General features: G+C 71.1%; 21 protein-coding genes. 7 read left to right on the forward strand and 14 right to left on the reverse strand.

The genetic code is table 11. The features are described 5' to 3' along the window. Positions 1-12: 12 nt before the first annotated feature. From IH26_RS0139030 to IH26_RS0139060, 7 genes are all read right to left on the reverse strand, one after another. Positions 13-1,275 (reverse strand): ABC transporter substrate-binding protein, encoded by a 1,263-nt coding sequence (locus IH26_RS0139030; RefSeq protein WP_030441328.1) that lies wholly within the window; start codon positions 1,273-1,275, stop codon positions 13-15. A gap of 3 nt (positions 1,276-1,278) precedes the next feature. Further along, positions 1,279-2,283 carry a branched-chain amino acid ABC transporter permease gene (locus tag IH26_RS0139035; RefSeq protein WP_051809291.1) on the reverse strand — a complete coding sequence of 335 codons (1,005 nt, stop codon included), beginning with the start codon at positions 2,281-2,283 and terminating at the stop codon, positions 1,279-1,281. Between the two features lie 2 nt (positions 2,284-2,285). Continuing rightward, positions 2,286-3,164 (reverse strand): branched-chain amino acid ABC transporter permease, encoded by an 879-nt coding sequence (locus IH26_RS0139040; RefSeq protein WP_030441330.1) that lies wholly within the window; start codon positions 3,162-3,164, stop codon positions 2,286-2,288. Position 3,165: 1 nt separating this feature from the next. Then, positions 3,166-3,900 carry an ABC transporter ATP-binding protein gene (locus IH26_RS0139045; protein WP_030441331.1) on the reverse strand — a complete coding sequence of 245 codons (735 nt, stop codon included), beginning with the start codon at positions 3,898-3,900 and terminating at the stop codon, positions 3,166-3,168. Beyond that, positions 3,897-4,601: an ABC transporter ATP-binding protein gene (locus tag IH26_RS0139050; protein WP_030441332.1), complete on the reverse strand. Its 705-nt coding sequence runs from the start codon at positions 4,599-4,601 to the stop codon at positions 3,897-3,899. Before IH26_RS0139050 ends, IH26_RS0139045 begins: the two co-directional genes overlap by 4 nt. Positions 4,602-5,886: 1,285 nt before the next feature. Next, positions 5,887-6,528 carry an alpha-ketoglutarate-dependent dioxygenase AlkB gene (locus IH26_RS0139055; RefSeq protein WP_030441333.1) on the reverse strand — a complete coding sequence of 214 codons (642 nt, stop codon included), beginning with the start codon at positions 6,526-6,528 and terminating at the stop codon, positions 5,887-5,889. A 75-nt stretch (positions 6,529-6,603) separates the two neighbouring features. Continuing rightward, the gene (locus tag IH26_RS0139060) at positions 6,604-8,415 is read right to left on the reverse strand and encodes a phospholipase C (RefSeq protein WP_157437594.1); all 1,812 of its coding nucleotides are present in this window, start codon (positions 8,413-8,415) and stop codon (positions 6,604-6,606) included. 215 nt (positions 8,416-8,630) lie between these two features. On the opposite strand from IH26_RS0139060, the gene IH26_RS0139065 reads away from it, so the two are divergent. The 3 genes from IH26_RS0139065 (at position 8,631) to IH26_RS0139075 (ending at position 10,958) form a co-directional block, all read left to right on the forward strand. Then, positions 8,631-9,068, forward strand: a complete 438-nt coding sequence (locus IH26_RS0139065; protein WP_425394437.1) for a helix-turn-helix transcriptional regulator — start codon at positions 8,631-8,633, stop codon at positions 9,066-9,068. A gap of 10 nt (positions 9,069-9,078) precedes the next feature. After that, positions 9,079-9,489: a VOC family protein gene (locus IH26_RS0139070; protein WP_030441336.1), complete on the forward strand. Its 411-nt coding sequence runs from the start codon at positions 9,079-9,081 to the stop codon at positions 9,487-9,489. 80 nt (positions 9,490-9,569) lie between these two features. Further along, positions 9,570-10,958, forward strand: a complete 1,389-nt coding sequence (locus IH26_RS0139075; RefSeq protein WP_157437595.1) for a right-handed parallel beta-helix repeat-containing protein — start codon at positions 9,570-9,572, stop codon at positions 10,956-10,958. Here the strand turns inward: IH26_RS0139075 and IH26_RS0139080 are convergent. Next, positions 10,943-12,460 carry an MFS transporter gene (locus IH26_RS0139080; protein ID WP_030441338.1) on the reverse strand — a complete coding sequence of 506 codons (1,518 nt, stop codon included), beginning with the start codon at positions 12,458-12,460 and terminating at the stop codon, positions 10,943-10,945. The genes IH26_RS0139075 and IH26_RS0139080 overlap by 16 nt on opposite strands. An 88-nt stretch (positions 12,461-12,548) precedes the next feature. Between IH26_RS0139080 and IH26_RS0139085 the strand changes: the two genes are divergently transcribed. From IH26_RS0139085 to IH26_RS0139100, 4 genes are read left to right on the forward strand one after another with little or no spacing between them, the layout of a single operon-like run. Continuing rightward, complete coding sequence (locus IH26_RS0139085; RefSeq protein WP_030441339.1) at positions 12,549-13,289, forward strand: TetR/AcrR family transcriptional regulator; 741 nt, start codon at positions 12,549-12,551, stop codon at positions 13,287-13,289. A 34-nt stretch (positions 13,290-13,323) separates the two neighbouring features. Continuing rightward, a complete protein-coding gene (locus IH26_RS0139090) occupies positions 13,324-14,088 on the forward strand; it encodes a class I SAM-dependent methyltransferase (RefSeq protein WP_030441340.1) in 765 nt (254 codons plus the stop codon). A 51-nt stretch (positions 14,089-14,139) separates the two neighbouring features. Beyond that, positions 14,140-15,036 carry a MerR family transcriptional regulator gene (locus tag IH26_RS0139095; protein WP_030441341.1) on the forward strand — a complete coding sequence of 299 codons (897 nt, stop codon included), beginning with the start codon at positions 14,140-14,142 and terminating at the stop codon, positions 15,034-15,036. Next, on the forward strand, positions 15,009-15,551 hold the full coding sequence (locus IH26_RS0139100) for a GNAT family N-acetyltransferase (protein ID WP_030441342.1): 543 nt from the start codon (positions 15,009-15,011) through the stop codon (positions 15,549-15,551). Before IH26_RS0139095 ends, IH26_RS0139100 begins: the two co-directional genes overlap by 28 nt. Before the next feature lie 184 nt (positions 15,552-15,735). Here IH26_RS0139100 and IH26_RS0139105 read toward each other — a convergent pair whose 3' ends face one another. From IH26_RS0139105 to IH26_RS0139130, 6 genes are all read right to left on the reverse strand, one after another. Further along, complete coding sequence (locus tag IH26_RS0139105; protein WP_030441343.1) at positions 15,736-16,758, reverse strand: succinate dehydrogenase/fumarate reductase iron-sulfur subunit; 1,023 nt, start codon at positions 16,756-16,758, stop codon at positions 15,736-15,738. Continuing rightward, on the reverse strand, positions 16,758-18,680 hold the full coding sequence (locus IH26_RS0139110; RefSeq protein ID WP_030441344.1) for a fumarate reductase/succinate dehydrogenase flavoprotein subunit: 1,923 nt from the start codon (positions 18,678-18,680) through the stop codon (positions 16,758-16,760). Before IH26_RS0139110 ends, IH26_RS0139105 begins: the two co-directional genes overlap by 1 nt. Positions 18,681-18,693: 13 nt before the next feature. Then, a complete protein-coding gene (locus IH26_RS0139115) occupies positions 18,694-19,518 on the reverse strand; it encodes a hypothetical protein (RefSeq protein ID WP_030441345.1) in 825 nt (274 codons plus the stop codon). A gap of 206 nt (positions 19,519-19,724) precedes the next feature. After that, positions 19,725-20,540 (reverse strand): hypothetical protein, encoded by an 816-nt coding sequence (locus IH26_RS0139120; RefSeq protein WP_030441346.1) that lies wholly within the window; start codon positions 20,538-20,540, stop codon positions 19,725-19,727. 36 nt (positions 20,541-20,576) lie between these two features. After that, complete coding sequence (locus IH26_RS0139125) at positions 20,577-22,019, reverse strand: TldD/PmbA family protein (RefSeq protein WP_030441347.1); 1,443 nt, start codon at positions 22,017-22,019, stop codon at positions 20,577-20,579. Then, positions 22,016-23,452, reverse strand: coding sequence for a TldD/PmbA family protein (locus IH26_RS0139130; RefSeq protein ID WP_030441348.1), 1,437 nt, complete (start codon positions 23,450-23,452; stop codon positions 22,016-22,018). Before IH26_RS0139130 ends, IH26_RS0139125 begins: the two co-directional genes overlap by 4 nt. Positions 23,453-23,570: the final 118 nt, after the last annotated feature.

The raw sequence follows: 23,570 nt of genomic DNA on the forward strand, positions 1-23,570 counted from the left end.
CCGACCCAGACGTTACTGCGCCGTAGGGATACCGTTCTGCGGCGGCGTCGCGGCCGCCCCGGAGTACGCGGTGACCGCGCCGTCCGCGTCGTCGGTGGTGTACGGCGTCCCGAGGTAGGTCGCCTTGCCGCCGGTGAGCTTGGTGATCTGCTCGCCGGCGTACCCTGAATGATCTTGCGCCGAGAAGCGCGTCGGGACCAGCCCCGGCCCGGTGAACCCGCCCTTCTGCACCGCCGCGGTCAGCTTGTCCCTGGTGAGGTCCTTGCCGGCGCCCTGCAGAGCCTGGACGAACAGGTAGCCGACGGACATGCCGTACACGACGTTGTTGTCGAAGGCGGCGTTCCCGTTGTATTGGCTGTTGACCTTCTTGTAAAGCTGGATCCACGGGTTGGATTCGTCGGTGTCCAGCGGCAGGTAGTTGGCCGCCACGACACCCTCGAGCAGCGGTGCCGCCGCGCCCAGCGTCTTGGTGAGCGTGCTGGGGTCGGAACCGACGTTGCTGACCACGAACTGCGGCTTGAAACCGATCTTCGCGGCCGTGCCGATCGACAGCGCGGTGAAGCCGGGGATGCTGGCGAGGATGACGACGTCGCAGGCCGCCGCCTTGAAGGCGCCCATCTGCGGGCCGACGTTCGGGTTGGTCACCACGTAGGTCTGCTTGGCGGCCACCGTCCCGAGGACCTTCTCGACGCCCGCGAGGCTGTCCCGCCCGAAGTCGTCGTCCTGGCCGAGGAAGCAGACCTTCTTGCCGGCGTACGTCTGCTTCACGTACGCCGCAAGGATTTTGCCTTCGATCGTGTAGTCGGGGTTGAAGCCGAACGTCCCTGGATACTTGCCCGGCTGGTTCCAGGTGCGGCTGCCGCTGGCCACGAAGAGGTCGGGCACCCGGTTGGTCTTGAGGAAGTCGAGCACGCCGGTGTGCGTGGGCGTGCCCAGCCCGTTGAGGATCGCGAACACCTTGTCCTGCAGGACCAGCTGGCGTACGACCTGCTGGGTGTTGGCGGGGTTGTAGCCGTCGTCCATGATCTTGTATGTGATCTTGCGGCCGTAGATGCCGCCGTTCGCGTTGACGTAGTCGAAGTAGGCCTTGGTGGCCGGGGCGATCTCGGAGTAGCCGGCGGCGGCCGGCCCGGTGAGCGGCTGATGCGTGCCGATCAGGATCGAGTTGTCGGTCACGCCGGGCGTGTTGCCGCTGCCCCCACTGCTGGTGCTGTTTCCGTTGCTGCAGCCGGCGGCCAGCAGCAGCGCGGCGAGGACGGTCGCGGTGCGTCTCATTGCTCAGCCTTTCTGCCTACGGGATCTTCGGGGGAACTTGAGTGCGGCCAGCCCGCCGGGCGCGGCGAGCATGACCAGGACGAGGACGACGCCGAAGAAGGTGAGCGCGAGGTTGCCCTCGAGGTGCTGCGAGCCCGCGTCCTCGGCGATCGACTGAGCCACCGACGGCAATGCGACCAGCAGGACCGCGCCGATCAGCGCGCCGGTGAGCCGGCCCAGCCCGCCGATCACGATGGCCATCAGCAGGAACAGCGACAGCGTGAGTGGAAAGGCGCCGGGGGAGACGCTCTGCGCGAGCACCGCGAAGAGAGCGCCCGCCAACCCGGCACACGCCGCGGAAACCACAAAAGCCATGACTTGCGTACGGGCGACGCCGACCCCCGCGAGCTTGGCGGCGGTCTCGTCGTCCCGCACCGCGCGCAGGTCCCGCCCGAAACGACCGCGGACGAGGTACGCCAGGACCAGCACCGTCAGCAGCGCACCCGCCCAGCAGAGCCACGCCTGCCACTGCTCGACCGGGATCACGCCCGGCGGCGGGTCCAGCGCCACGGACAGCCCCTGGTCGCTGTTGAAGGTCTTGTCGAACGTGCTGGTGATGCTGGGGACGACGACCGCCACCGCCAGCGTCAGCCCGGCCAGGTACGGCCCCCTCAGGCGGGCCGCGGCGAGCCCGATGATCCCGCCGACGACCGTGGTGACCAGCACCGCCAGCGCGATGCCCGGCAGCAGCAGGTCGAATTTGTTCTGCCAGAGGGCCAGCGTGTAGGCGCCCGTCGCCATCAGCGCGCCGTGGCCGAGGCTGAGCTGGCCGTTGAGCCCGGTCAGCACGGTCAGGCCGGCGGTCACGCAGAAGTACGCCCCGATCGTCGCCAACTGGTAGTTCCGGAACGGGGGCAGGACGTAGGTCAGGGCGACCACGATGATCGCTCCGGCGATGACCAGCAGCAGCGGTGTGCTCTTCGGGGGCGACTTTTGGTGATCTTTCGTCTTTGTCGCGTCTTGGAGGATCGTCACGCGGTCCTCGCCTTCGCCCTGGCGAACAGCCCGTCCGGCCGGCCCAGCAGCACCACCACGAGCAGGACCAGCACCGCCATCGGCGCGACCGTGGCGCCGAGATAGCCGCCGACGTACGCCAGCAGCAGGCCCACCACCAGACCGCCGACCACCGCGCCGACCGGGCTGTCCAGCCCGCCCACCACGGCCGCGGTGAACGCCGAGACGAACAGCAGATCCATCGCGTTCGGGTGCAGGCCCAACTCGGTCGGGAGGACCAGCATCCCGGCGAGGGAGCCGACCGCCGCCGCGAGCGCCCAGCCGAGCGTCAGCATCCCGCCGACCGGCACCCCCAGAAGCCGCGAGACGTCGGGCGCGAAGGCCGCCGCGCGCATCCGCAGGCCGGTCGCCGTACGGGTGAAGAGAAGCGTGAGAAGGACGACCACCGCGCCCACCGCGGCGAACACGAACAGGTCGTAGCGGGAGAGAATGGCGATGCCGCCGATCTCGAACGCGTCCCGGCTGAACGGCGCCGGAGCCGGCCGGTACCCGTCGCCGTAGATCATCCCGAGCACGCCCTGGATGATCAGCACCAGGCCGAGCGCCACCACCACGCCGTTGAGCGGCGACGAGTGGTCGACGAAGCGCATCACCACCCGCTCGACCACCGCGCCGAGCACGAGGCCACCGGTGACAGCGACCAGGAAGCCGAGCCAGTAGGAACCGGTCGCGTCGGCCACCGAATAGCCGGCGTACGCGGTCGCCACCGCCATCGCGCCCTGGGCGAAGTTCACGATCCGGGCGGCCCGCCAGATCAGCACCAGGGCCAGCGCGAACGCCGCGTAGACCGCGCCCCGGCTGAGCCCGTCGAAGGTCAGGTACAGGAATCGGTCCATGTCAGAACCCCAGGTAAGCGTGCCGGAGATCGGCGTCGCCGGCGAGCTTGTCGGCCCTCTCCCGGGCCGCTATCCGGCCCAGATTCAGCACGACACCCTCGTCGGCGATGGACAGTGCGCTACGGACGTTCTGCTCGACCAGCAGCACGGCCAGGCCGGTGCGATCACGCAGGTCCCGCAGCAGCCCCAGGATCTGGGCGGTGAGCTTCGGGGCCAGCCCGAGGGAGGGCTCGTCGAGCAGCAGCAGCCGGGGCCGGGCGGCCAGCGCCCGGCCGATCGCGAGCATCTGCCGCTCGCCGCCGGAGAGTTGGTGGCCGAGGTGGTTCTTTCGGCCGGCGAGCGCCGGGAACAGGTCATAGATCTCGTCGAGCCCGCCTCGTTTTTTCGGCCGCCGCCGCCAGAGGTTGCCGAGCCGAAGGTTCTCGTCCACGGTCAGCTCGGTGACCACGCCGCGGCCCTCCGGCACGTGCGCGATGCCATGCCGCACCATCCGCTCGACCTTCACCCCGCGCAGGTCGACGCCGTCGAACGTGATCCGCCCGGCGGCCGCGGGCAACAAGCCGGATATCGTACGCAGGAGCGTGGTCTTGCCCGCGCCGTTCGCCCCGAGCACCGCGACGATCCGCCCGGCGCCCACCGTGAGATCGACGTCGTGCAGCACGGGCGCGGCGCCATACCCGGCGGTCAGCCCGTCAACCTCGAGCAGCCCCGTCCCTTGCGGTCGTCCCGTTGTCATGCCGGGGCTCCCAGATACGCCTCGGCCACCTTGGGGTCCGACCGGATCTCGCCCGGGGTGCCCAGCGCGATCGGCTTGCCGAAGTCGAGCACGAGAATCTCGTCGCAGACCGACATGACCAGGTCCATGTGGTGCTCGACCAGCAGGACGGTGGTGCGGGCGCTCCGGATCAGCTCGGCCAGCCAGCCGATCTCCGCCGCGTCCAGCCCGCCGGCCGGCTCGTCGAGCAGGAGAATCCGCGGCCGCGCGACCAGCGCCCGGGCCAGCTCGACCCGTTTGCGCTTGGCATACGGCAGGCTCCCCGGATACTCACCGGCATGCTCGGCGACCCCGCAACGCTCGAGGGCCGCGTACGCCTCCTCGGGTCTTGCCCGGCGGCGCTGCCCGACCTGAACGTTCTCCAGCACCGTCATCCCGCCGAACTGCCCCACCCCCTGCAGCGTCCGCGCGATCCCGTGCCGATACAGATGATCCGGCCGCGGTCGCAGCGGCCGCCCGTCCAACGTGATCGCCCCCGCCTGCGGCACCACAAACCCGCAGATCACATTGAAGAGCGTCGTCTTCCCAGCCCCGTTAGGCCCAATGATCCCGACCACCCGCCCCGGCGGAACCCGCAGCGAGACATCGTCGAGCGCCAATAGCCCGCCAAACCGAACCGTAGTGTGATGAATATAAAGCCCCTGCTCATCGCGCGTTGACATGGTCACCTCGGGCTCGCACCGGCGGAAGTCCTGAGTGGAACGCAAAGGTCAACTTTTTACACTTGGAGTGTAACTTTCCAGCCGGCCCCGTCAACCACCGCTTTCGCCCGCGGTCGCCCAGCGTTCGCCGACAGTCCCCCTCAAAGCCGCTCGCGCCCCCCTTGCCCCGCGCCCCCTGCCCCGCGCCCCTTGCCCCGCGCCTCACCACTCACACGCCCCAGCCCGCCGCCGCACCTCCGCATCCGCACCCGCTCGCGCACACCGCGTGGCACCTGCTCTCGCGTCCGCACCCGCTCGCGCACCCCGCGTGGCGCCCGCTCTCGCGCCCGCACCCGCTCGTGCGGCACCCGCGTGGCACCGGCATCCGCGCTCACGTCCCTGCCCTCGCTTGCGCCCGCATCCGCTCGTGCCGCACCCGCGTGGCACCCGTGCTCGTGCCCGCGCCCGCACCGGCGCCTGCGTCGCACCCGCAGCGCGCCGCCCAAACGGCCGTGCCCGCCCCGTCCCGTGCCCGCGCCGTGCCCGCGCCGTGCCGTGCCCGCCCCGTGCCCGCGCCGTGCCGTGCCCGCCCCGTGCCCGCGCCGTGCCGTGCCCGCGCCGTGCCGTGCCGTGCCCGTGCCGTGCCGTGCCGTGCCGTGCCGTGCCGTGCCGTGCCGTGCCCGTGCCGTGCCGTGCCCGTGCCGTGCCGTGCCCGTGCCGTGCCGTGCCGTGCCCGTGCCGTGCCGTGCCCGTGCCGTGCCGTGCCCGTGCCCGTGCCGTGCCCGCGCCGTGCCGTGCCCGCGCCGTGCCGTGCCCGCCCCGTGCCGTGCCCGCCCCGTGCCCGCGCCGTGCCGTGCCCGCGCCGTGCCCGCGCCCGTGCCGCGCCCGCGCCCGTGCCCGTTCCGGCCCCGCGACGCCACGCGCCCGCGACGCCACGCGCCCGCGACGCCACGCGACGCCACACGCCCGCGACGCCACGCGCCCGCGACGCCACGCGCCCGCGACGCCACGCGCCCGCGACGCCCCCGTTCGTGCCGTGCGCGGACTCGCGTCCGCCCCGCGCCCGCACCGGCGCCCACGCCACACGCGCCCCCTGCCGCACCCGCACTGGCCGCCGGCGCGGCACCCGCACCCGCGCCCCATCCGCACCCGCGCCCCATCCGCACCCGCGCCCCACCCGCGCGCCCGCGCCCTCATCCGAGGCGCGCTACCATTCTCCCCCCGCGGGCACCGCACCCCCGGGCGCGCGATCACCCCAAACGGCGCCAGCCCACCCTGCCGAGGCGCAACGCGGCCGGCCCCGGAATCACGCCACGTTGATCGGGCGGAACTGGACGCTTATTCGAGGGCCCACCGGCTTCGCCGTCTTGAGGATCGCGTGCTCCCACGTGCGCTGGCAGGACCCGCCCATCACGATCAGATCGCCGTGCCCCTGCGGGAAGCGCAGCGTCTCGTGCCCGCCGGCCCGCGGCCGCAGGGACAGGAAACGCGGCGAGCCCAGCGACAGAATGGCGACCATCGTGTCGTGCCGGGCCGAGCGCCCGATCGTGTCGCCGTGCCAGGCCACGCTGTCTCGGCCGTCGCGATACAGGCACATCCCCGCGGTCACGAACGCCTCGCCCAACTCCTCCGCGTAATAGCTGCTCAATGCGGCCTTCGCCGCCTCCAGCGCGGGGTGGGGGAGCGTCTCGTCGCCGCCGAACCAGCGCAGCAGCCGGGGCACGTCGACGACGTTGTCATACATCTGCCGGCGATCGGCCCGCCAGTCGATGCCGAGCAGCGTGTCGAAGACCTCGTCGGACCCGTGCAGCCAGCCGGGCAGCACGTCGACCCAGGCCCCGGCGGTCAGCCGGTGGCGGGTCACGTGGCCGCGCAGCGGCTCGAGCGTGGGCGTCGGGCTGGGCCCGGCCACCAGGTCGAGCATCGACGGCTGGTAGGTGCTGGTCACCTGGCCATCTTAGTACACCCGTACGAAGGCCGGCCGGGACCCCTGAGGGCCCCGGCCGGGAGGTGGGTCGAATGGCTAGTCGCGGACGGGCTGGCCGGTGACCGGGTCGAGGTAGAGCTTGCGGTTGTTCCCGCCGTGGTGGTCATCGAAGGCGAACAGGTGGTTGAGGGTGCCGGCGATGGCGTCGAAGGAGCCCGGGATCCGGGGCAGCTTCCAGTTGTCCTCGACGAACCTCACGACCGAGGACTGGTCGGTCAGCGTGTGGTCGACCGCGTTGTGCTTGGCCCACGGGGAGATGACCAGCAGCGGCAGCCGGGGGCCGTAGCCGCAGCGGCCGTTCTGCCCGGCCAGCGGGGCCTTCTTGGTGGTGTCGCCGCACAGGCCGGTGCCGGTCAGCCAGTCCTGCGGGCCGGGCGGGTTGGCCACGCCGGCGGTGTTGGACGGGTTGTGGATGCCGCTGAAGGCGTGGTCGTACCAGCCGTCCGAGTCGTCGTAGGCCACCACGACCGCGGTGGACGACCAGTCCGGGGTGTGCTGCAGGTTGTTGATCTCGTTGACGACGAACTGCTGCTCGTCCAGCGGGTCCGAGTAGCCCGCGTGCCCGTCCTGGTAGCCGGGCGCCTTGAGGAAGCTGACCGCCGGCAGGTGATCCGGCGACAGGTACCCGTGCGCGATGGCGCCGACGAGGGCGTCGAAGTCGCTGGTGTCGTACTGGTGGTTGGCGGTGTTGAACTGCGGCACCCCGGCGGTGACGGTCTGCGTGTCGGTGCCGATGGCCGCGAGCGAGGCCGGCGGCAGGTGGTGCGGGTTCGCGGTCGAGGCGTAGTAGTTGAACGGCTCGTGGTGCGGGATGTAGTCGTCCTTGTTGCCGTAGTTGTTCGGCCCCGGCGTGACCCCGCCGACCCCGCCGACCGCCGCGCCGACCGGGTGGACCGCGTTGCACAGGCCCTGGTCGGAGGCCGGCTTCTGGGCGAACTTGCCCTTGAACTGGTCCGGCGTGAACGTCGAGGTGGGCTGGGTGCCGCCGGTCGCCTGCGCGAACGACGTGGTCGGGCGGAAGCCGCCCTGGAACCAGCCCCACGACAGGCCGGCGCCGTTGAGCAGGTCGCCGACGTTCTTGCCGGTCAGCGTCGCCGCGTCCCGGGTGGAGCAGTCGTCGTAGTACGGCTGGGCGTCCTCGATCAGGGAGGTGCCGCCCTTGCCGTCCGGGACGGTGTCGCCGTCGGTGTCGGCGCCGTTGATCATCTTGCCGACGCCGCCGGTGTTACCGGAGACCACGTTGATCGCGCCGGGCGACGACGGGCCGAACGTGGTGCCGAACGAGTTGTCGCTCATCGCGTACTGCTGGGCGTAGTTCCACAACGCGGTGACGGTGTTGCCGTCGTAGTAGTTCATCACGTCGCTGGCGCTGCAGGCCTGCCCGGTCCCGCTCGTGCCGCCGCTGGTCCCGACGGTGGTGACGAACTTGTCCATCGCCCCGCCGTTGAAGGCCTTCTGCTCGTCGTTGTAGTCGTGGTCCTGGTCGCAGGTCAGCACGTCGTTGATGGTGGCCGGGTTGAGCCGGCGCGGGTTGACCTTCTTGCCCGAGGCGTCGGTGTTCGGGTTGTTGGTCAGCAGAGTTCCCTTGCCGCCCGCGCCCTTGGTGTCGGCCAAGCCGTTCACGCTCGGCGTGTGCTTGCTCGCCCGGAACGGCTGGCCCGAGGTGTTGGCCGCCTTCGGGTAGGTGCCGAAATAGTGGTCGAACGACACATTCTCCTGGTAGATCACCACCAGGTGTTTGATCGGTGTCGTCGTCGACCCATAACCGGTCGGCTGGCTCGAGCCGGCCTCGGCGGCCGTGGGCAGCACGATCGTCAAAGCGGCCGTAACCGCTAGCGCCGCGGTCATGCGCGGCCTGACTCTCCGGAACTTGACCATCACATGGTCCCTTCGCCAGGTGTCGCCGGAACGGACACCTACATGTTGTCGGATCAAGCGGAACCTATGGAGGGTCTGTGAACGACACCCGTCCCGAACGGGAACCAGGACGGGTACACGCGCGAACAACCGACTACCGCGCGCGATTGGTTGTCACCCGTTCCCGGCCGAGGCACGCTGTGGTGGTGACCAGCGTCGACGCCCACCGTCTCGCCGATCTCGTACGGCTGCGGCGGGTCAAGGACCGGATCGACCGCGAGTTCGCCCAGCCCCTCGACGTCGAGGCGCTGGCCCGCGGCGCGCACATGTCGGCCGGTCACCTGAGCCGGGAGTTCCGCGCCGCGTACGGCGAGTCTCCGTACAGCTATCTGATGACCCGCCGGATAGAGCGGGCGATGACCCTGCTGCGCCGCGGCGATCTCTCCGTCACCGAGGTCTGTTTCGCCGTCGGCTGTTCGTCGCTGGGCTCGTTCAGCAGCCGCTTCTCCGAACTGGTCGGCATCTCGCCGAGCGCCTACCGCAAGCTGGGCGCCGGCCCGGCGGCCGGCCTGCCCGGCTGTGTGGCCGCGCAGGTGCTGCGACCGGTCAGGAATCGAGAAGCCGCCGCCGGTCGCCGTCACTAGCGTGACCGGCATGGACCTCATCATTCACAGCTCGTTCCTGCCGGCAGACGATCCGGAGAAGTCGCTCGCCTTCTACCGTGACGCCCTCGGTTTCGAGGTCCGCGGCGAGGTCGGCCACGGCGCCATGCGCTGGCTCACGGTGGGCCCGGCCGGCCAGCCGCAGACGTCGATCGTCCTGCACCCGCCGGCCGTCGACCCCGGCCTGACCGACGACGAACGCCGCACGATCGCCGAACTGATGGCCAAGGGCACGTACGCGATGGTGGTCCTCGCCTCGACGAACGTCGACGAGGCCTTCGACCGGATCCAGGCCACCGGCGCCGAGGTGGTGCAGGAACCGACCGACCAGCCGTACGGCATCCGCGACTGCGCCTTCCGCGACCCGGCCGGCAACACGGTCCGCATCAACCAACTCGGCTGACGGGGCGCCGTCGACGGCGTGATCGATATCCGTGGTTTACTTTCGCCGCGGGTAATCGCTGACGAACGGGGATGATGGCGATGGCGATTTCGCGACGATTCATGCTGGCCGCCGGAGCGGCCGGATTGGCCGGGGCATTGGCGGATCCGGCCACCGCGTCGGCCGCGCCGCCGGCAAGTGGCTTGTGGACGCCGGCCGGCGATCTGGGTATCGCGCCCGCCAACAGCCCGGCCGCCAACCGCTCGGCTCTGGTGGCGGCCCTGTCGAATTCCTCGGCCGCCGTCTACTTCCCCGCCGGCGACTATCAGGTCGACAACAGCGGCGTCGATGTCGTCATCGCCTCCTTCGCCGGCGCCCTGGCAATGGCACCAGCGGCTCGATTCGTGTTCACCGCCGGCGCGAATCGGGGTCTGGTCTTCCGCTCGGGCACCGGCGCCCGGTTCTACGGGCTGAGCACGGCCTTCGCGACCGCCCCGACGCAACGGGTGGACGCCCAGGAGTGTCTGCTGTTCGATAGCACCACCGACACTTACGTCGAAGACATCCGCGTCGACGGGTCCGCCGCCGCCGGGTTGCTCTTCTACCGCTGCACGCGTTCGGTCGTCGTCGGTGCCCTGATCACCGGCACGATGGCCGACGGCCTGCACTTCGCCAACTGTCAGGACGGCCGGGCGGACCGCATCACCACGGTGGACACCGGCGACGACGGGGTCGCCTTCGTCAATTACGCGTCCGGGCCGGCCAACACCGGCGGGCTGGCCACCAACCTCAGCGTCACCCGGTCGAAGGCGCGCGGTGTGACGGTGGTCGGCCAGAGCGGGGTGACGATCCGCGACGCCGTCATCGACACGACCGCCTCGGCCGGGCTGCTGTGCGCTTACGACTCGGGGTGGGCCACCCGGGTCCCGGACGACGTGGTCGTCGAGCGGGTCCGGATCGCCCGGGGTGGTCAGTGGGTTGTCGACGGTCACGGCGGTACCGACTCCGGTTTTCGGGTCATCAGCACGGGCCGGGTGGTCGCGTCTGGTCTCACTATCGACTCTCCGGGTGTGCACGGCGTCTTCGCGTCGGGCAGCATCGTCACCCTGGTGGATGTCGCGGCGAGCAACACCCCGGCAAGTGGCTTCCTCCTTCAGGCCGGTGGCACGTACGTGGTCGACCGGCTCACCGCCGCCGAGACGAACGGCATCGGGTTCAACGTCAACGGCTGCGACCGGCTGGACTACGGGACGATCACCGTTCGCAACGCGGCCAAGACTCATGACACTCACCGAGCGATCGACGTGGAGAGCACGGCCCGCGTCTTCGGCACCCGAGCCTGGGTCTCGGACACCCAAGCCACTGCCACCGGCTACGTGGTCGGTGCCTACGGCACGCAGAAGGGCAGCCTGGGTACGATCGTCGCCCAAGTCAGCCAACGCGCCCTGACCGTCGACAACCCCGCCGGTCTGGGTTACACGTTGGCCTGAGAGACCGGAGTCGGCTCGGCCGCCGGCTGGGCGGCCTCGGGTTTCGGCTTCGGGCGCAGGACCGTCACCGCGACCACCGCCGCCGCGATGCCGCCGAAGACGCCGAGCAGCGACGTCACCGCGATGGCCTGCACGAACGAGTCCTTCGCGACCTGGGCCAGCGCCGCGTCGCCGGTCTGGGCGGCGATGCGGAGCGCGTCGCCGATCGAGTCACGGGCCCGGGCGACCACGTCGGTGGGCATCGCCGACCGGTAGGCCGTGGTCAGCACGCTGCCCAGCACCGCGATGCTCAGCGCCTGGCCGACCTGCTGCACCGTGTCGTTGACCGCGGACCCGACGCCCACCCGTTCGGGCGGCAGCGCGGCGAGCAGCGTGCCATACGCCGCCGGCCCGGCGATGCCGCTGCCCATGCCGATCACGACGAGCGCGGTGGCCAGCTTGAGATAGCCGTCCCCGGGGCTGAGCGAGGCCAGCACGCCGAACCCGCCGCCCATCAGCAGCAACCCGCTCGCCATCGCGACACGGGTGCCGAGCCGCTTGTCGACGACCACGCCCACGCCGTTGAAGATCATCGCGGTCACGATCATCGGCACGAACGCGAGCCCGGCCTTCATCGGCGAATAGCCCAGCACGAACTGGATGTGCTGCGTCAACACGAGCACCACGCCGCCGCCCGAGAACGACAGCAGCACGATCGAGAAGCTCGCCCCCGCGAAGTTGCGGTCGCGGAACAGCGACAGCGGCAGCATCGGCTCGGCGACATGCCGCTCCCACAGCGCGAACCCGGTGAGCCCGACGGCGGCGACCACGAACCCGCCGATGGTCTGCGGCGAACCCCAGCCGACCCGCGACGTCGCGATGACCGCCCACACGAGCGCGGACATGCCGATCATCGAGAGCAGCGCGCCGAGCAGGTCGGGCCGGCTGGCCGCGCCGCGCGACTCCGGGATGATCAGCAGCGCCGCGACGATCGCGAGGGCGGCGACCGGCACGTTGATCAGGAAGACCGAGCCCCACCAGAAGTGCTGCAGGAGCAGGCCGCCGATCACCGGGCTGCCGAGCGCGCCGAGCGCCAGCACCGAGCTCCAGATGGCGATCGCCTTCTTGCGCTCCTGCTCGTCGAAGACGGTCGTGATGATCGACAGGGTGCCCGGCATCAGGAACGCGCCGCCGACGCCCATCAGGCCGCGCGCGGCGATCAGCTGCTCGGGCGTCCGGCAAAGAGTCGCGAGCAGCGACCCGCTGCCGAACACGACCAGGCCGATGATCAGCCCGCGGCGCCGCCCGTGCCGGTCGGACAGGCTGCCGGCGGTCAGCAGCAGGCCGGCGAAGACCAGGACGTACGAGTCGATGATCCACTGGATCTCCGACGTGCTCGCGCCCAGGTCGCGGATCAGCGACGGGATCGCGATGTTGAGAACCATGTTGTCGATGACGACCACGAGCAGGCTCAGACACAGCACGCCGAGGATGAGCCATCGGCGAGGGTTGCGCTCCGGCATGACGGGCTTCTCTCGTACGGTGTGCGATTGACTCGTACACCGTACCATCGAGGTCGTACACTGTTCGAGTGCGTTTACCATTGTTGGCATGTCAGCCAAGCCGGACTTCTTCCACTCGGTGTGGACGCGTCCGCCCCGCGCCCGTGGTGGCCAGCCCAGCCTCAGCCGCGAGCAGATCGTCCGGGCCGCGATCGAGCTGCTCGACGCCGAGGGCACGGCCGGGCTGAGCATGCGCCGGCTCGGCACCCGGCTCGACGCCGGCGCCACCTCGCTGTACTGGCACGTGGCGAACAAGGAGGAGCTGCTCGAGCTGGCCGTCGACGAGGTGCTGGGCGAGATCTACGTGCCCGAGGCCGGCGACGCGCCCTGGCGGGTCAGCGTCTCGACCTTCGCCAACGGCGTGCGCGCCACCCTGCTGCGCCACCCCTGGGTGATCGCCCTGCTCGGCACCAAGCCCACCCTCGGGCCCAACGCACTGCGCATGGGCGACCGCGTGATCGCGCTGCTCACCGACGCCGGCTTCACCGGGTGGGCGATGTCCCACGTCAGCGCCTTGATCCACGGGCACGCCATCGGCTCGGCCACCACCCAGGCCGCGGGGACCAGTGCGCTGCGCCAGTCGGGCATCCCGGTCAGCGAGTATTTCAAGAACCTCGAGCCTTATCTCGACCGGATCACCGCCGACCACCCGCACTACGACCAATGGCGCCAGGCCAATCCGATGGACGACGCCGAGCCGATGAAGATCTGGGAGGACAGCTTCGCCTTCGGCCTGGAACGCATCCTCGACGGCCTCGAGCATTGGCTGGTCACCGCGAAACAGGCTTGACCCGTCCCCCGGGGTGCACGTTTAGCGTCGCCCGATGACGCGGACACTCGCCGGAGACTTCGACTACGACACCCACGGCCGGGGCTACGCCCGACGCCGCCGCCCCGATCCGCGGATAGCCGCGCTGATCCACACCGCGCTCGGCGACGCCCGCACGGTGCTCAACGTCGGCGCCGGCGCCGGTTCCTACGAGCCCGGCGACCGCTACGTGCTGGCGGTCGAGCCCTCCGCGGCGATGCGCGCCCAGCGGCCACCGGGCGCCGCGCCGGCCCTGGACGCGACCGCCGAGCGCCTGCCCTTCGACGACGACGCCTTCGACGCGGTGATGGCGACCGTGACCGTGCACCAGTGGCGCGACACCGCGGCCGGCCTGGCCGAGCTGCGCCGGGTCGCCCGGGGCCCGGTCGTCGTGCTGACCTTCGACGGCGCCGAGCTGGACCGGTTCTGGCTGGCCGAGTACGCCCCCGAGCTGATCGCCGCCGAACGCCGCCGCTACCCGGCCATCGCGATGATCGCCGCCGCGCTCGGCCGCACGACCGACGTGCTCGAGGTGCCGATCCCGATCGACTGCGTCGACGGCTTCACCGAGGCCTACTACGCGCGACCCGAGGCCTTCCTCGACCCGCGGGTGCGCGCCGCCCAGTCGGCGTGGGGTTTCATCACGCCGGAGGCGACCGGCCGCGCCGTCGAAAACTTACGCTCCGACCTGACTTCCGGCAGGTGGCAGCGGTCGTACGGGCATCTGCTCACCCAACCGCAGTTCGTCGGCTCCCTGCGGCTGCTGATCGGACGCCCGTGAGCTGGGACGCGGTTTGACCCGTACCCTCGGGTTCGGGTTTAGGGTCGCCGCATGCGGGTCGGAGAGTTGGCGCGTCGCACCGGGACCACCGTGCGGGCACTGCGCTACTACGAGGCGGCGGGCCTGGTCGTCCCGCGGCGCCTGGGCAACGGTTACCGGGAGTACCCGCCGATCGCCGTCCGCCTGGTCCAGCAGATCCGCGAGCTGACCGCGCTCGGGCTCAGCGTCGAGGAGACCCGGCCGTTCGTGGAGAGCCTGGCCGACGGGCGGGACGCCGACGTGTGCGCGGCCGCGGTCGCCACCTACCGCAGCGCGATCGACGGTCTGCAGGAGCGGATCGGCAGGCTCACCGCCCAACGCGACGGCCTGCACGAGCGGCTGGACGCGGTGGCCGGCCGGGTGCGTCCGCCCGCGCCGGCGCGGGGCAGTGCCGACCCCGCCGAGCTGGTCGGGTCGCGGGTGCCGGGCCTGAGCTTCTACGCCACCGACGGCCGCCCGGTCGACCTCGGCGCGCTCGGGCCCGGCCGCAGCGTCGTGTTCGTCTACCCGCTGACCGGCCGCCCCGGCGTGGACCTGCCGGACAGCCTCCTGGAGATCCCCGGCGCGCGCGGCTCAACGGAGCAGGCGTCCTGGTTCCGTGACCACCACGCCGAGCTGCTCGCGGCGGGTGCCGCACGGGTGTTCGGGCTGTCCGCACAGTCGACCGGCTACCAGCGCGAGCTCGTGCACCGGCTGCGCCTGCCGTACCCGCTGCTGCCCGACCCGCGCATGACCCTGGCGACCGGGCTCGGGCTGCCCACCTTCCGCGCGGGTGACATGGTTCTCTATCGGCGCCTCACGCTGGTCATCCGGGACGACGTGATCGAGCATGTCTTTCATCCGATCGCCGCCCCCGCGATGCACGCGCTGGAGGTCCTGCAGTGGTTGAGCAAGCGTCGCCGCGACTGACGATCCGCGACGCGAGCGAGGCCGACGCGGCCGCGTGCGTGGCCATCTACCGCCCGTTCGTGCTGGACACCGCGGTCAGCTTCGAGACCACCCCGCCCACCGAGCCCCAGATGGCGGCCCGCATCCGCGAGGCGGCCGGCACCCACGCCTGGCTGGTCGCCGAGCTGGGCGGCGAGGTGGCCGGCTACGCGTACGCGCGCCCGTTCGCCGCCCGCGAGGCCTACCGCTGGTCGTGCGAGACGAGCATCTACCTCTCCCCGGCACACCGCGGCGCCGGCGTGGGCCGGTCACTCTACGAGGCGCTGCTGGCCAGGCTGGTCGAGCGCGGCTACCGGGTCGCGGTCGCCAAAATGACTCTGCCCAACCCGGCGAGCGAGGGCCTGCACGCATCCTTGGGTTTCCGGCCGGTCGGCGTCCACCGCCGCATCGGCTTCAAGAACGGCGCCTGGTACGACATAGCCATCACCCAGCGCGAGCTGGCCCCCGCCACCGACCATCCCGCCGAGCCTCGCTGACGGTCGTAGGAATGGAGGCCGACCCGACGGGACAGCCCGGAACCGCCTTCCGGAGCGCAACCCACCACCCAGATCGCCGGCTCACCGGGGACGGGCGGAATGCGGTTGGGGGCTGGGTCACGCGTACGGCGCAAGGGACAGAGGCCGCCACCCAGCGAGCGACGGCCTCCGCACCTGGATGGAGTCAGTGCTTTTCGTCGTCCGGGTTTTCGTGGGACGGCGGGTTGTAGGTGAGGCTTTCGGTGGGGAGCGGGAACTCCTGGTCGTCGCCGAACGGAGACGGGCCGCCCTGATGGGGGAGGGCCAGCTCGGCGACGTCCATCTTGCCGTCGTCGCGGACGGGCGGGGCCTCGCCCTGGCGGGCGCTGGTGAACGGGGTGCCCGCGGTGTGCACCTCGGGGGTGGCGGCGGGCATGGCGCCGACCGGGGCCGGAGTGCGGGACGGCTCGTCGAGCTGGTCGCGGCGGAAGATCTTGCGGCCCAGCCAGACGAGCGGGTCGTAGCGACGGTCGACGACGCGTTCCTTCATCGGGATGATCGCGTTGTCAGTGATCTTGATGTGCTCGGGGCACACCTCGGTGCAGCACTTGGTGATGTTGCAGTAGCCGAGGCCCTGGTGCGCCTGCGCGTAGTCCTTGCGGTCCTCGCGCGCGTCCAGCGGGTGCATGTCGAGCTCGGCCGCGCGGATGAAGAAGCGCGGGCCGGAGAAGGCGGTCTTGTTCTCCTCGTGGTCGCGCACCACGTGGCACGTGTTCTGGCAGAGGTAGCACTCGATGCACTTGCGGAACTCCTGCGAGCGCTCGACGTCGACCTGCTGCATGCGGTACTGACCCGGCGCGACACCCTCCGGCGGGGCGAACGCGGGGGTCTCGCGCGCCTTCTGGTAGTTGAACGAGACGTCGGTGACCAGGTCGCGGATGACCGGGAAGGTCCGCAGCGGGGTGATCGTGACGGTCTCGGTCTCCTCGAAGGTGGACATCCGCGTCATGCAGCCCAGCCGGGGCATGCCGTTGATCTCCATCGAGCAGGAGCCGCATTTGCCGGCCTTGCAGTTCCACCGGCAGGCCAGGTCGGGCGTCTGGGTGGCCTGCAGCCGGTGGATGATGTCGAGCACGACCTCGCCGTCGTTGACCTCGACGTCGAAATCCTGGATCTCGCCGCCGGACGAGTCGCCGCGCCAGACGCGGAAGTGGCGCTTGGTGCCCATTACTTCGCCTCCGTCTTGCCCGCGCCGGGCAGTGCATCGAACTCGTCCAGTTCCGTGTCGGTCAGGTATTTCGACAGCTCGGCGCGGTCGAACAGGGTGATCAGCTCGCCGCGCATCTTCGGCAGCGGCTTGCGCTCCAGGTGCACGTCGCCGGAGTCGTCGACCGAGCAGACCAGGTTGACCTTGCGCCACTCGGGGCTCATGCCGGGGAAGTCTTCCCGGGTGTGGCCGCCGCGCGACTCCTCCCGCTCGAGCGCCGCCTTCGCCGTGCACTCCGAGACGACCAGCATGTTGCGCAGGTCGAGGGCGAGGTGCCAGCCGGGGTTGTAACGCCGGCCGCCGGTCGCGCCGACGTTGGCCACCCGCGCCTTGAGCTCCTGCAGCCGCTTGGCCGCGTCGGTCAGCTCGCCGGCCCGCCGGATGATGCCGACCAGGTCGCCCATCACCGCCTGAAGATCTTGCTGCAGGGTGTACGGGTTTTCCCCGCTCTGCCGGTTCAGCGGCGCCAGCGCGACGTCGACGGCGGACTCCACGTCGGCCGTGTCGACCTTGGGCCGCTTGGTCAGCGCGTCGACGTAGGCCGCCGCGTGCTCGCCCGCGCGCTTGCCGAAGACCAGCAGGTCGGAGAGCGAGTTGCCGCCGAGCCGGTTGGAGCCGTGCATGCCGCCGGACACCTCGCCGGCCGCGAACAGCCCGGTCACCGTGCCGGCCGCGGCCGCCGAATCCGGGTCGACCTCGACGCCGCCCATCACGTAGTGACAGGTCGGCCCGACCTCCATCGGCTCCTTGGTGATGTCGACGTCGGCCAGCTCCTTGAACTGGTGATGCATCGACGGCAGGCGCTTGATGATGGTCTCGGCCGGCATCCGGGTGGAGACATCCAGGTAGACGCCGCCGGCCGGGGTGCCGCGACCCGCCTTGACCTCGCTGTTGATCGCCCGGGCCACCTCGTCCCGGGGCAACAGCTCGGGCGGGCGGCGGTTGTTGTCCGGGTCGGTGTACCAGCGGTCGGCCTCCTCCTCGGTGTCCGCGTACTGCTTGCGGAACACGTCGGGGACGTAGTTGAACATGAACCGCTTGCCCTCGGAGTTGCGCAGCACGCCGCCGTCGCCCCGGACCGACTCGGTGACCAGGATGCCCTTGACGCTGGGCGGCCAGACCATGCCGGTCGGGTGGAACTGGAGGAACTCCATGTTGATCAGCGTGGCGCCGGCGCGCAGGGCGAGGGCGTGGCCGTCGCCGGTGTACTCCCAGGAATTCGAGGTCACCTTGTAGCTGCGGCCGACACCGCCGGTCGCGAGGACCACGGCCGGCGCCTCCAGCAGGAGGAACTCGCCGGACTCGCGGTAATACCCGAAGGCGCCGGCGACCTTGTCACCGTCGAGCATCAGCTCGGTGATCGTGGTCTCGGCGAAGACCCGGATCTTCGACTCGTAGTTGCCGGTCTCGGCGTAGTCCTCCTGCTGCAGCGACACGATCTTCTGCTGGAGGGTACGGATCAGCTCAAGGCCGGTGCGGTCGCCGACGTGGGCGAGCCGCGGATACTCATGGCCGCCGAAGTTCCGCTGGGAGATCTTGCCGTCCTTGGTGCGGTCGAAGAGCGCGCCGTAGGTCTCCAGCTCCCAGATCCGCTCCGGCGCCTCCTTGGCGTGCAGCTCGGCCATCCGGAAGTTGTTCAGGAACTTGCCGCCGCGCATGGTGTCGCGGAAGTGCACCATCCAGTTGTCGCGCGAGTTCACGTTGCCCATGGCGGCGGCCGCGCCGCCCTCGGCCATGACCGTGTGCGCCTTGCCGAAGAGCGACTTCGAGATGATCGCGGTCTTCTTCCCGGCGAGCCGGGCCTCGATCGCCGCGCGCAGGCCGGCGCCGCCGGCGCCGATCACGACGACGTCGTAGTGGTGCCGTTCGATTCGGGTAGTCATCGTCGTCGCCCCCTCAGCCGATGAATCGCAGGTCGGAGAACCAGTGCGCGGAGACGGCCATGACGTAGAAGTCGGTCAGCGCGAGCGTGCCCAGCGTGGTCCAGGCCAGCTGCATGTGCTTGGTGTTCAGCTTCGACACGAAGGTCCAGAATCGGTAGCGCAGCGGGTGCTTGGAGAAATGCTTGAGCCGGCCGCCGGCGATGTGCCGGCAGGAGTGGCAGGACAACGTGTACGCCCAGAGCATCACCACGTTGACGACCAGCACGATGTTGCCCAGGCCGAAGCCGAAGCCGCTGGGGCTCTGGAAGGCGCGGATCGCGTCCCACGTATTGATGATCGAGATGATCGCGGCGGCGTAGAACGCATACCGGTGGACGTTCTGGAAGATCAGCGGGAAGCGGGTCTCGCCGGTGTATTTCTGGTGCCCGTCGGGCACCGCGCAGGCCGGCGGCGACAGCCAGAAGGCGCGGTAATACGCCTTCCGGTAGTAGTAGCAGGTCAGCCGGAACAGCAGCAGGAACGGCAGCGTGAAAGCGGCCTCGGGGATGAACCAGTTGCTGGGCAGCGGCGTGCCGAACTCGGCCGAGCCCTCGACGCACCGGTCGGTCAGACACGGTGAGTAGAACGGCGTTAGGTAGTGGTAATCCGAAACGAAATACCACTTGTGCATGAAGACGCGGACGGTCGCGTAGAGGACCCAAGCCGCTAGACCCACGAAGGTGACAAGTGGGGGGAACCACCATCGGTCGGTGCGCAACGTTTTCGCCGCGATCGCGGCGCGCGTGCGGCCCGCCCGATCATCGGCCGGCCCGGTCGGCCTCGTTGCCGTCGTCGTCATTCGATCTCCTGATGTGCCCTGTCCAAGTGACCCGGCTGTTAACGGGCGTAGGCGCCCCACAGCCGCCATGCGTCCGAGATGTGTGGCACACGTTACGCCTGGGGTGGGACACTTTCCGGCTCAGGGATGATGTCTATGTCACAAAATCCGGGCCCGCTCATATCGACCTGCGCGAACAAGGTAGTCGATCTTGGCAGCCGGGCTCCTCAGAGCTCGGGAGCGGCCAGTCGCCGGATCGCTCCGGCGCATGGCGCCGGAGACCATTGGATCAGCTGATCGGCCACGGCGAGGCCGTTGTCGGTCCGGGGAGCGACAAAAAACGCGGGCGTACGGGATTTGGCCTGGCGATCCAGCGCGTCGGCGAAGACGGTCCGCGCGTCGAGCAACTGCCGCCAGGCGTCCTCGTCCCGCTGCGTGGCCAGCTGGTCGACGTAGATGCGGACGGCCGCGTTCTCGTCCCGGATGGCGGTGGCCCGCGCGGCCGGGCCGGTCGTCGAGCCGGGCGGGACCAGGCGGTTGAGCCGCTTCTCCAGGTCGAGGCAGTCGTTTTCGCGCAGGGCCCGGGCGGTGCGGGCGTCGGCGGCGCGGTCGCGGACGCCGTTGACGGCCGAGATGACGGAGAGCGCGCCGGCGCAGAGGGCGACGAGAAGGATCGCGGCGGCGACCGCGAGGCCGGTGCCGAACCAGCGGCGGCGGCGCCGGTGACGGGGGTCGCCGGGAGTGGCCGGGAGCGGCCCGAAGCTGAGCAGCCGCCGGGGTTTGCCAGCGGCCGAGGCAGCGGTCGTGGCGGCGTCGCCGGTGTCGCCCGCGCCGGACCCGCCGGCGCCGGCCGAGCCAGGCCCGCTGGGGTCGCCCGAGCGCGGCCCGCTGGGGTCGCCCGAGCGCGGCCCGCTGGGGTCGCCCGAGCCCGGCCCGTCGGCGTCGCCCGAGCCCGGCCCGTCGGCGTCGCCCACGCTCCGGCCGATCGAGATCTCGCCGGTCGGCGCGTCGTCGTCATCCTGGTCGCGTGGCGTGTCGCTCACCGGCTCAGTGAAACACGCCGGTCAATGCGCGGTCTTTTATCCAGAGGCGTTCCCGGTGAGGTTCCAGCTGGCCAGGTGAACCGCGGGCGCGGCGAACCGGACGCCCCACCACCGATCGGGCAGCAGTACCGACTCGCTGCCGATGCCGCGGACCATGCCGATGCCGAGCGCCTGCGGATAGGACTGGGTGAACCGCATGTTGCCGACCGCCGCGGTGACCTCACCGTCCTCCACCAGCCACACCCCGTTCCGGGTCAGGCCGGTGACCACCAGGCTCTTCGGGTCGAGCACCCTCGTGTACCACAGGTCGGTGATCAGCAGCCCGCGCTCGACGTGCGTCACCAACGGGCGGGCCGACTCGGCGGTCGGGCCCGGCTCGGCCGCCGGCGGCAGCACCGGCTCGGTCGCGGCCGGCGCCGCCTCGAGCCGCATGCTGGTCGCCACCGGCCCCCACTCGCGCGAGTGGCTCCAGGCGTGCCCGGTCGACTCGGTGCCCGCCTCGGCCGCGGTGCGGCGGTCGTGTGTCACCGCCTTGGTGACCCCGTCGCGCACCAGCACCAGCGTGCGGCGCGGCGTGCCCTCGCCGTCGAACGGCAGGCCGGGCATCGGCTCGCCGCGGCTGCCCAGCGGATCGTCCACGATGGTCACCGACGGGTCGAACTGCTCGGCGCCCAGTTCGGCGAACGACTGCCGCTGGTTGACCAGCTTGCCGTTGAAGCCGAACCCCGCGAGGTTTTCCAGCACATCGGCGACCGCCTCGGGCTCCAGCACCACCTCGTAGCGCCCCGGCGGCAGCTCGACCGGGCTGCGGGCGGCCCGGGCCTTGGCCGCGGCCCGCGCGCCCAGCGTCGCGCCGTCGATGTCGCCGAGCCGGCCGCTGGCCAGCCGGGCCACGCCGTCCGCGCCGTCGACGCGGGCGATGCCGTCCATCGCGGCCTCGGCCGTGCGGCCCTCGACGGCGTGCCCGTCGCTGTTCGCGAAGGCGGCCGAGGCATACACCGTGCGGCAGTAGCCGGCCGTCTCCAGCCCGCCGGCCGCGCGGACGAAATCGCGCACGCGGGTGGCCCGCTCGGCCGGATCGGCTCGCGCGGTCGCCTCGTCGAAGCCGAAGTCGAGCCCCGAGTGCTCGCCCGAGCCGGGGTGGCCGGCCGAGACGTGCAGCGGCGTGGGCCGGGTCAGGCCCGGCCAGGTCGGGTCGGGCGGGCTCAGCCGGACCGCCTCGATCGTCCGGTCGACCAGCGCGCGCAGGCCGTCCGCCGTGGTGATCGTGGTGGCGCCGGCCGCGCTGCGCCCCGCCAGGTGCAGCCGCAGCCGTACGGTCGTGCTCGCCTCGGCCACATTCTGGTGGATGGCCGAATTCGCGAACCTGGTCAGGGCCTCGGCGGTGTGCTCCACCAGGACCTCGGCCTGTGCCGCCGGGCCTGCCGCGGAGCGGACCAGCCCGACGACCCGGCCGGCGAGTTCCAGCTCGACGCTCATCCGCGCACCCCCACGCGTACGTTGGTGAAGCGGGCCGGCGCCGCCGGGTGGCCGGTGTGCCCGATCTGGCCCGGCTGGCCCTTTCCGCAGTTCGGTGTGCCCCAGGCGATCGTCTCGGAGGAGAGCATGTCCATCGACTGCCAGAACTTGGGGCCGATGCCGGTGTAGGTCGGGTTGCGCAGCAGGCGGCCGCGTTTGCCGTTCTTCACCTCGTACCCCATCTCGGTCCCGAATTGGAAGTTGAGCCGCCGGTCGTCGATCGACCAGGACCGGTTGGTCTCCATGAAGACGCCGTCGTCGGTGGCCGCGATGATCTCGTCGAGCGTGTGCGGGCCCGGCTCGAGGCCGACGTTGGTCATCCGGACCATCGGCAGCCGGGCCCAGCCGTCGGAGCGGACGCTGCCGGCGTAGTCGAGCCCGGCCACGGCGGCCGAGTCGCGCCCGGCGAGCACGCCGACCCAGATGCCGTCGCGGACCGCGTCCCGCTTGGCCGCCGGGGTGCCCTCGTCGTCATACCCGAAGCTGCCCAGCGCGCCCGGGATGGTCGGGTCGATGGTGATGTTCATGAGGTCGGAGCCATAGCGCAGCGAGCCCAGCTTTTCCAGGTCGAGCCAGCTGGTGCCGGCGAACGCCGCCTCCCACCCGAGGATGCGGTCGAGCTCGATGGCGTGCCCGACCGACTCGTGGATCTGCAGGGCCAGCTGCTCGCCGCCGAGGATCAGCGTGGTCTCGCCGGCCGGGCAGAGCGGCGCGGTGACCAGGGCGCGCGCCTCCTCGGCCATCCGCGGGGCGTTGGCGATCAGGTCGAGCTCGTCGATCAGCTCCCAGCCGCGGGTGCCGAACTGGCCGCCATACGACGGCCAGGACCGGCGCTGCACCTCGCCGTCGCCGAGCGCGCTCGCCCAGACGCCCGCGCCGCACTCGCGGATGTGCTGCTCGACGCGGTGCCCCTCGCTGGAGACGAACCATTTGCGGGTATCCCAGCTGCGGCACAGGGCCTCGGCAAGGTCGGCGCCGGCCGCTCTGGCCGCGGCGGTGGCCCCGACCAGCAGGTCGCCCTTGGCGGACAGCGGCACCGAGAGCGGGTCGACCGCGCAGTCGCTGGCCCAGCTCGCCTCGCCGGCCCCGGTGGGCACCAGATCGATCGGCGGCCCGGGCACGGTCGCGCTGGCCGCGGCGATCTGCGCGGCCCGCCGCCCGGCCGCCCGGGCGGTGGCATCGGAGAGGTCGGGCACGGCGTAGAAACCCCAGCTGGACCCGACCAGGGCCCGAACGCCGAGGCCGGCGCTCTCGTCGGAGCTCAGATCCTCGACGTCCCCGTCGCGGGCGGTCATCGACTCGGTGCGGCGCACCATGATGCGTGCGTCGGCGTAGCGCGCCCCGGCGTCCAGCGCGGCCTGCACCGCCGAATACGCCTCATCGAAGTGGCTCATGCACCGACCCTAGGGGACCGGTACGACATTTAGCTTTGATGTTGAGCCTTGAAGATCGATTCGGGGCTTCGTAGGGTGCGTCGGGTCGGGTCCTTCCGGTACGGCTCGGTATACGACT

This window comes from Actinoplanes subtropicus, from assembly GCF_000721705.1.
Taxonomy (GTDB): Bacteria; Actinomycetota; Actinomycetes; order Mycobacteriales; family Micromonosporaceae; genus Actinoplanes; species Actinoplanes subtropicus.

Excerpts from the sequence above, each read along its gene's own strand:
- IH26_RS0139070 (WP_030441336.1), top strand. The coding sequence starts at position 9,079 with ATGGACCTCATCATTCACAGCTCGTTCCTGCCGGCAGACGATCCGGAG.
- IH26_RS0139085 (WP_030441339.1), top strand. The coding sequence starts at position 12,549 with ATGTCAGCCAAGCCGGACTTCTTCCACTCGGTGTGGACGCGTCCGCCC.
- IH26_RS0139050 (WP_030441332.1), bottom strand. The coding sequence starts at position 4,601 with ATGTCAACGCGCGATGAGCAGGGGCTTTATATTCATCACACTACGGTT.
- IH26_RS0139105 (WP_030441343.1), bottom strand. The coding sequence starts at position 16,758 with ATGGGCACCAAGCGCCACTTCCGCGTCTGGCGCGGCGACTCGTCCGGC.
- IH26_RS0139095 (WP_030441341.1), top strand. The coding sequence starts at position 14,140 with ATGCGGGTCGGAGAGTTGGCGCGTCGCACCGGGACCACCGTGCGGGCA.
- IH26_RS0139090 (WP_030441340.1), top strand. The coding sequence starts at position 13,324 with ATGACGCGGACACTCGCCGGAGACTTCGACTACGACACCCACGGCCGG.
- IH26_RS0139115 (WP_030441345.1), bottom strand. The coding sequence starts at position 19,518 with ATGACGACGACGGCAACGAGGCCGACCGGGCCGGCCGATGATCGGGCG.
- IH26_RS0139130 (WP_030441348.1), bottom strand. The coding sequence starts at position 23,452 with ATGAGCCACTTCGATGAGGCGTATTCGGCGGTGCAGGCCGCGCTGGAC.
- IH26_RS0139045 (WP_030441331.1), bottom strand. The coding sequence starts at position 3,900 with ATGACAACGGGACGACCGCAAGGGACGGGGCTGCTCGAGGTTGACGGG.
- IH26_RS0139060 (WP_157437594.1), bottom strand. The coding sequence starts at position 8,415 with ATGACCGCGGCGCTAGCGGTTACGGCCGCTTTGACGATCGTGCTGCCC.
- IH26_RS0139125 (WP_030441347.1), bottom strand. The coding sequence starts at position 22,019 with ATGAGCGTCGAGCTGGAACTCGCCGGCCGGGTCGTCGGGCTGGTCCGC.
- IH26_RS0139040 (WP_030441330.1), bottom strand. The coding sequence starts at position 3,164 with ATGGACCGATTCCTGTACCTGACCTTCGACGGGCTCAGCCGGGGCGCG.
- IH26_RS0139075 (WP_157437595.1), top strand. The coding sequence starts at position 9,570 with ATGGCGATTTCGCGACGATTCATGCTGGCCGCCGGAGCGGCCGGATTG.
- IH26_RS0139110 (WP_030441344.1), bottom strand. The coding sequence starts at position 18,680 with ATGACTACCCGAATCGAACGGCACCACTACGACGTCGTCGTGATCGGC.
- IH26_RS0139030 (WP_030441328.1), bottom strand. The coding sequence starts at position 1,275 with ATGAGACGCACCGCGACCGTCCTCGCCGCGCTGCTGCTGGCCGCCGGC.
- IH26_RS0139080 (WP_030441338.1), bottom strand. The coding sequence starts at position 12,460 with ATGCCGGAGCGCAACCCTCGCCGATGGCTCATCCTCGGCGTGCTGTGT.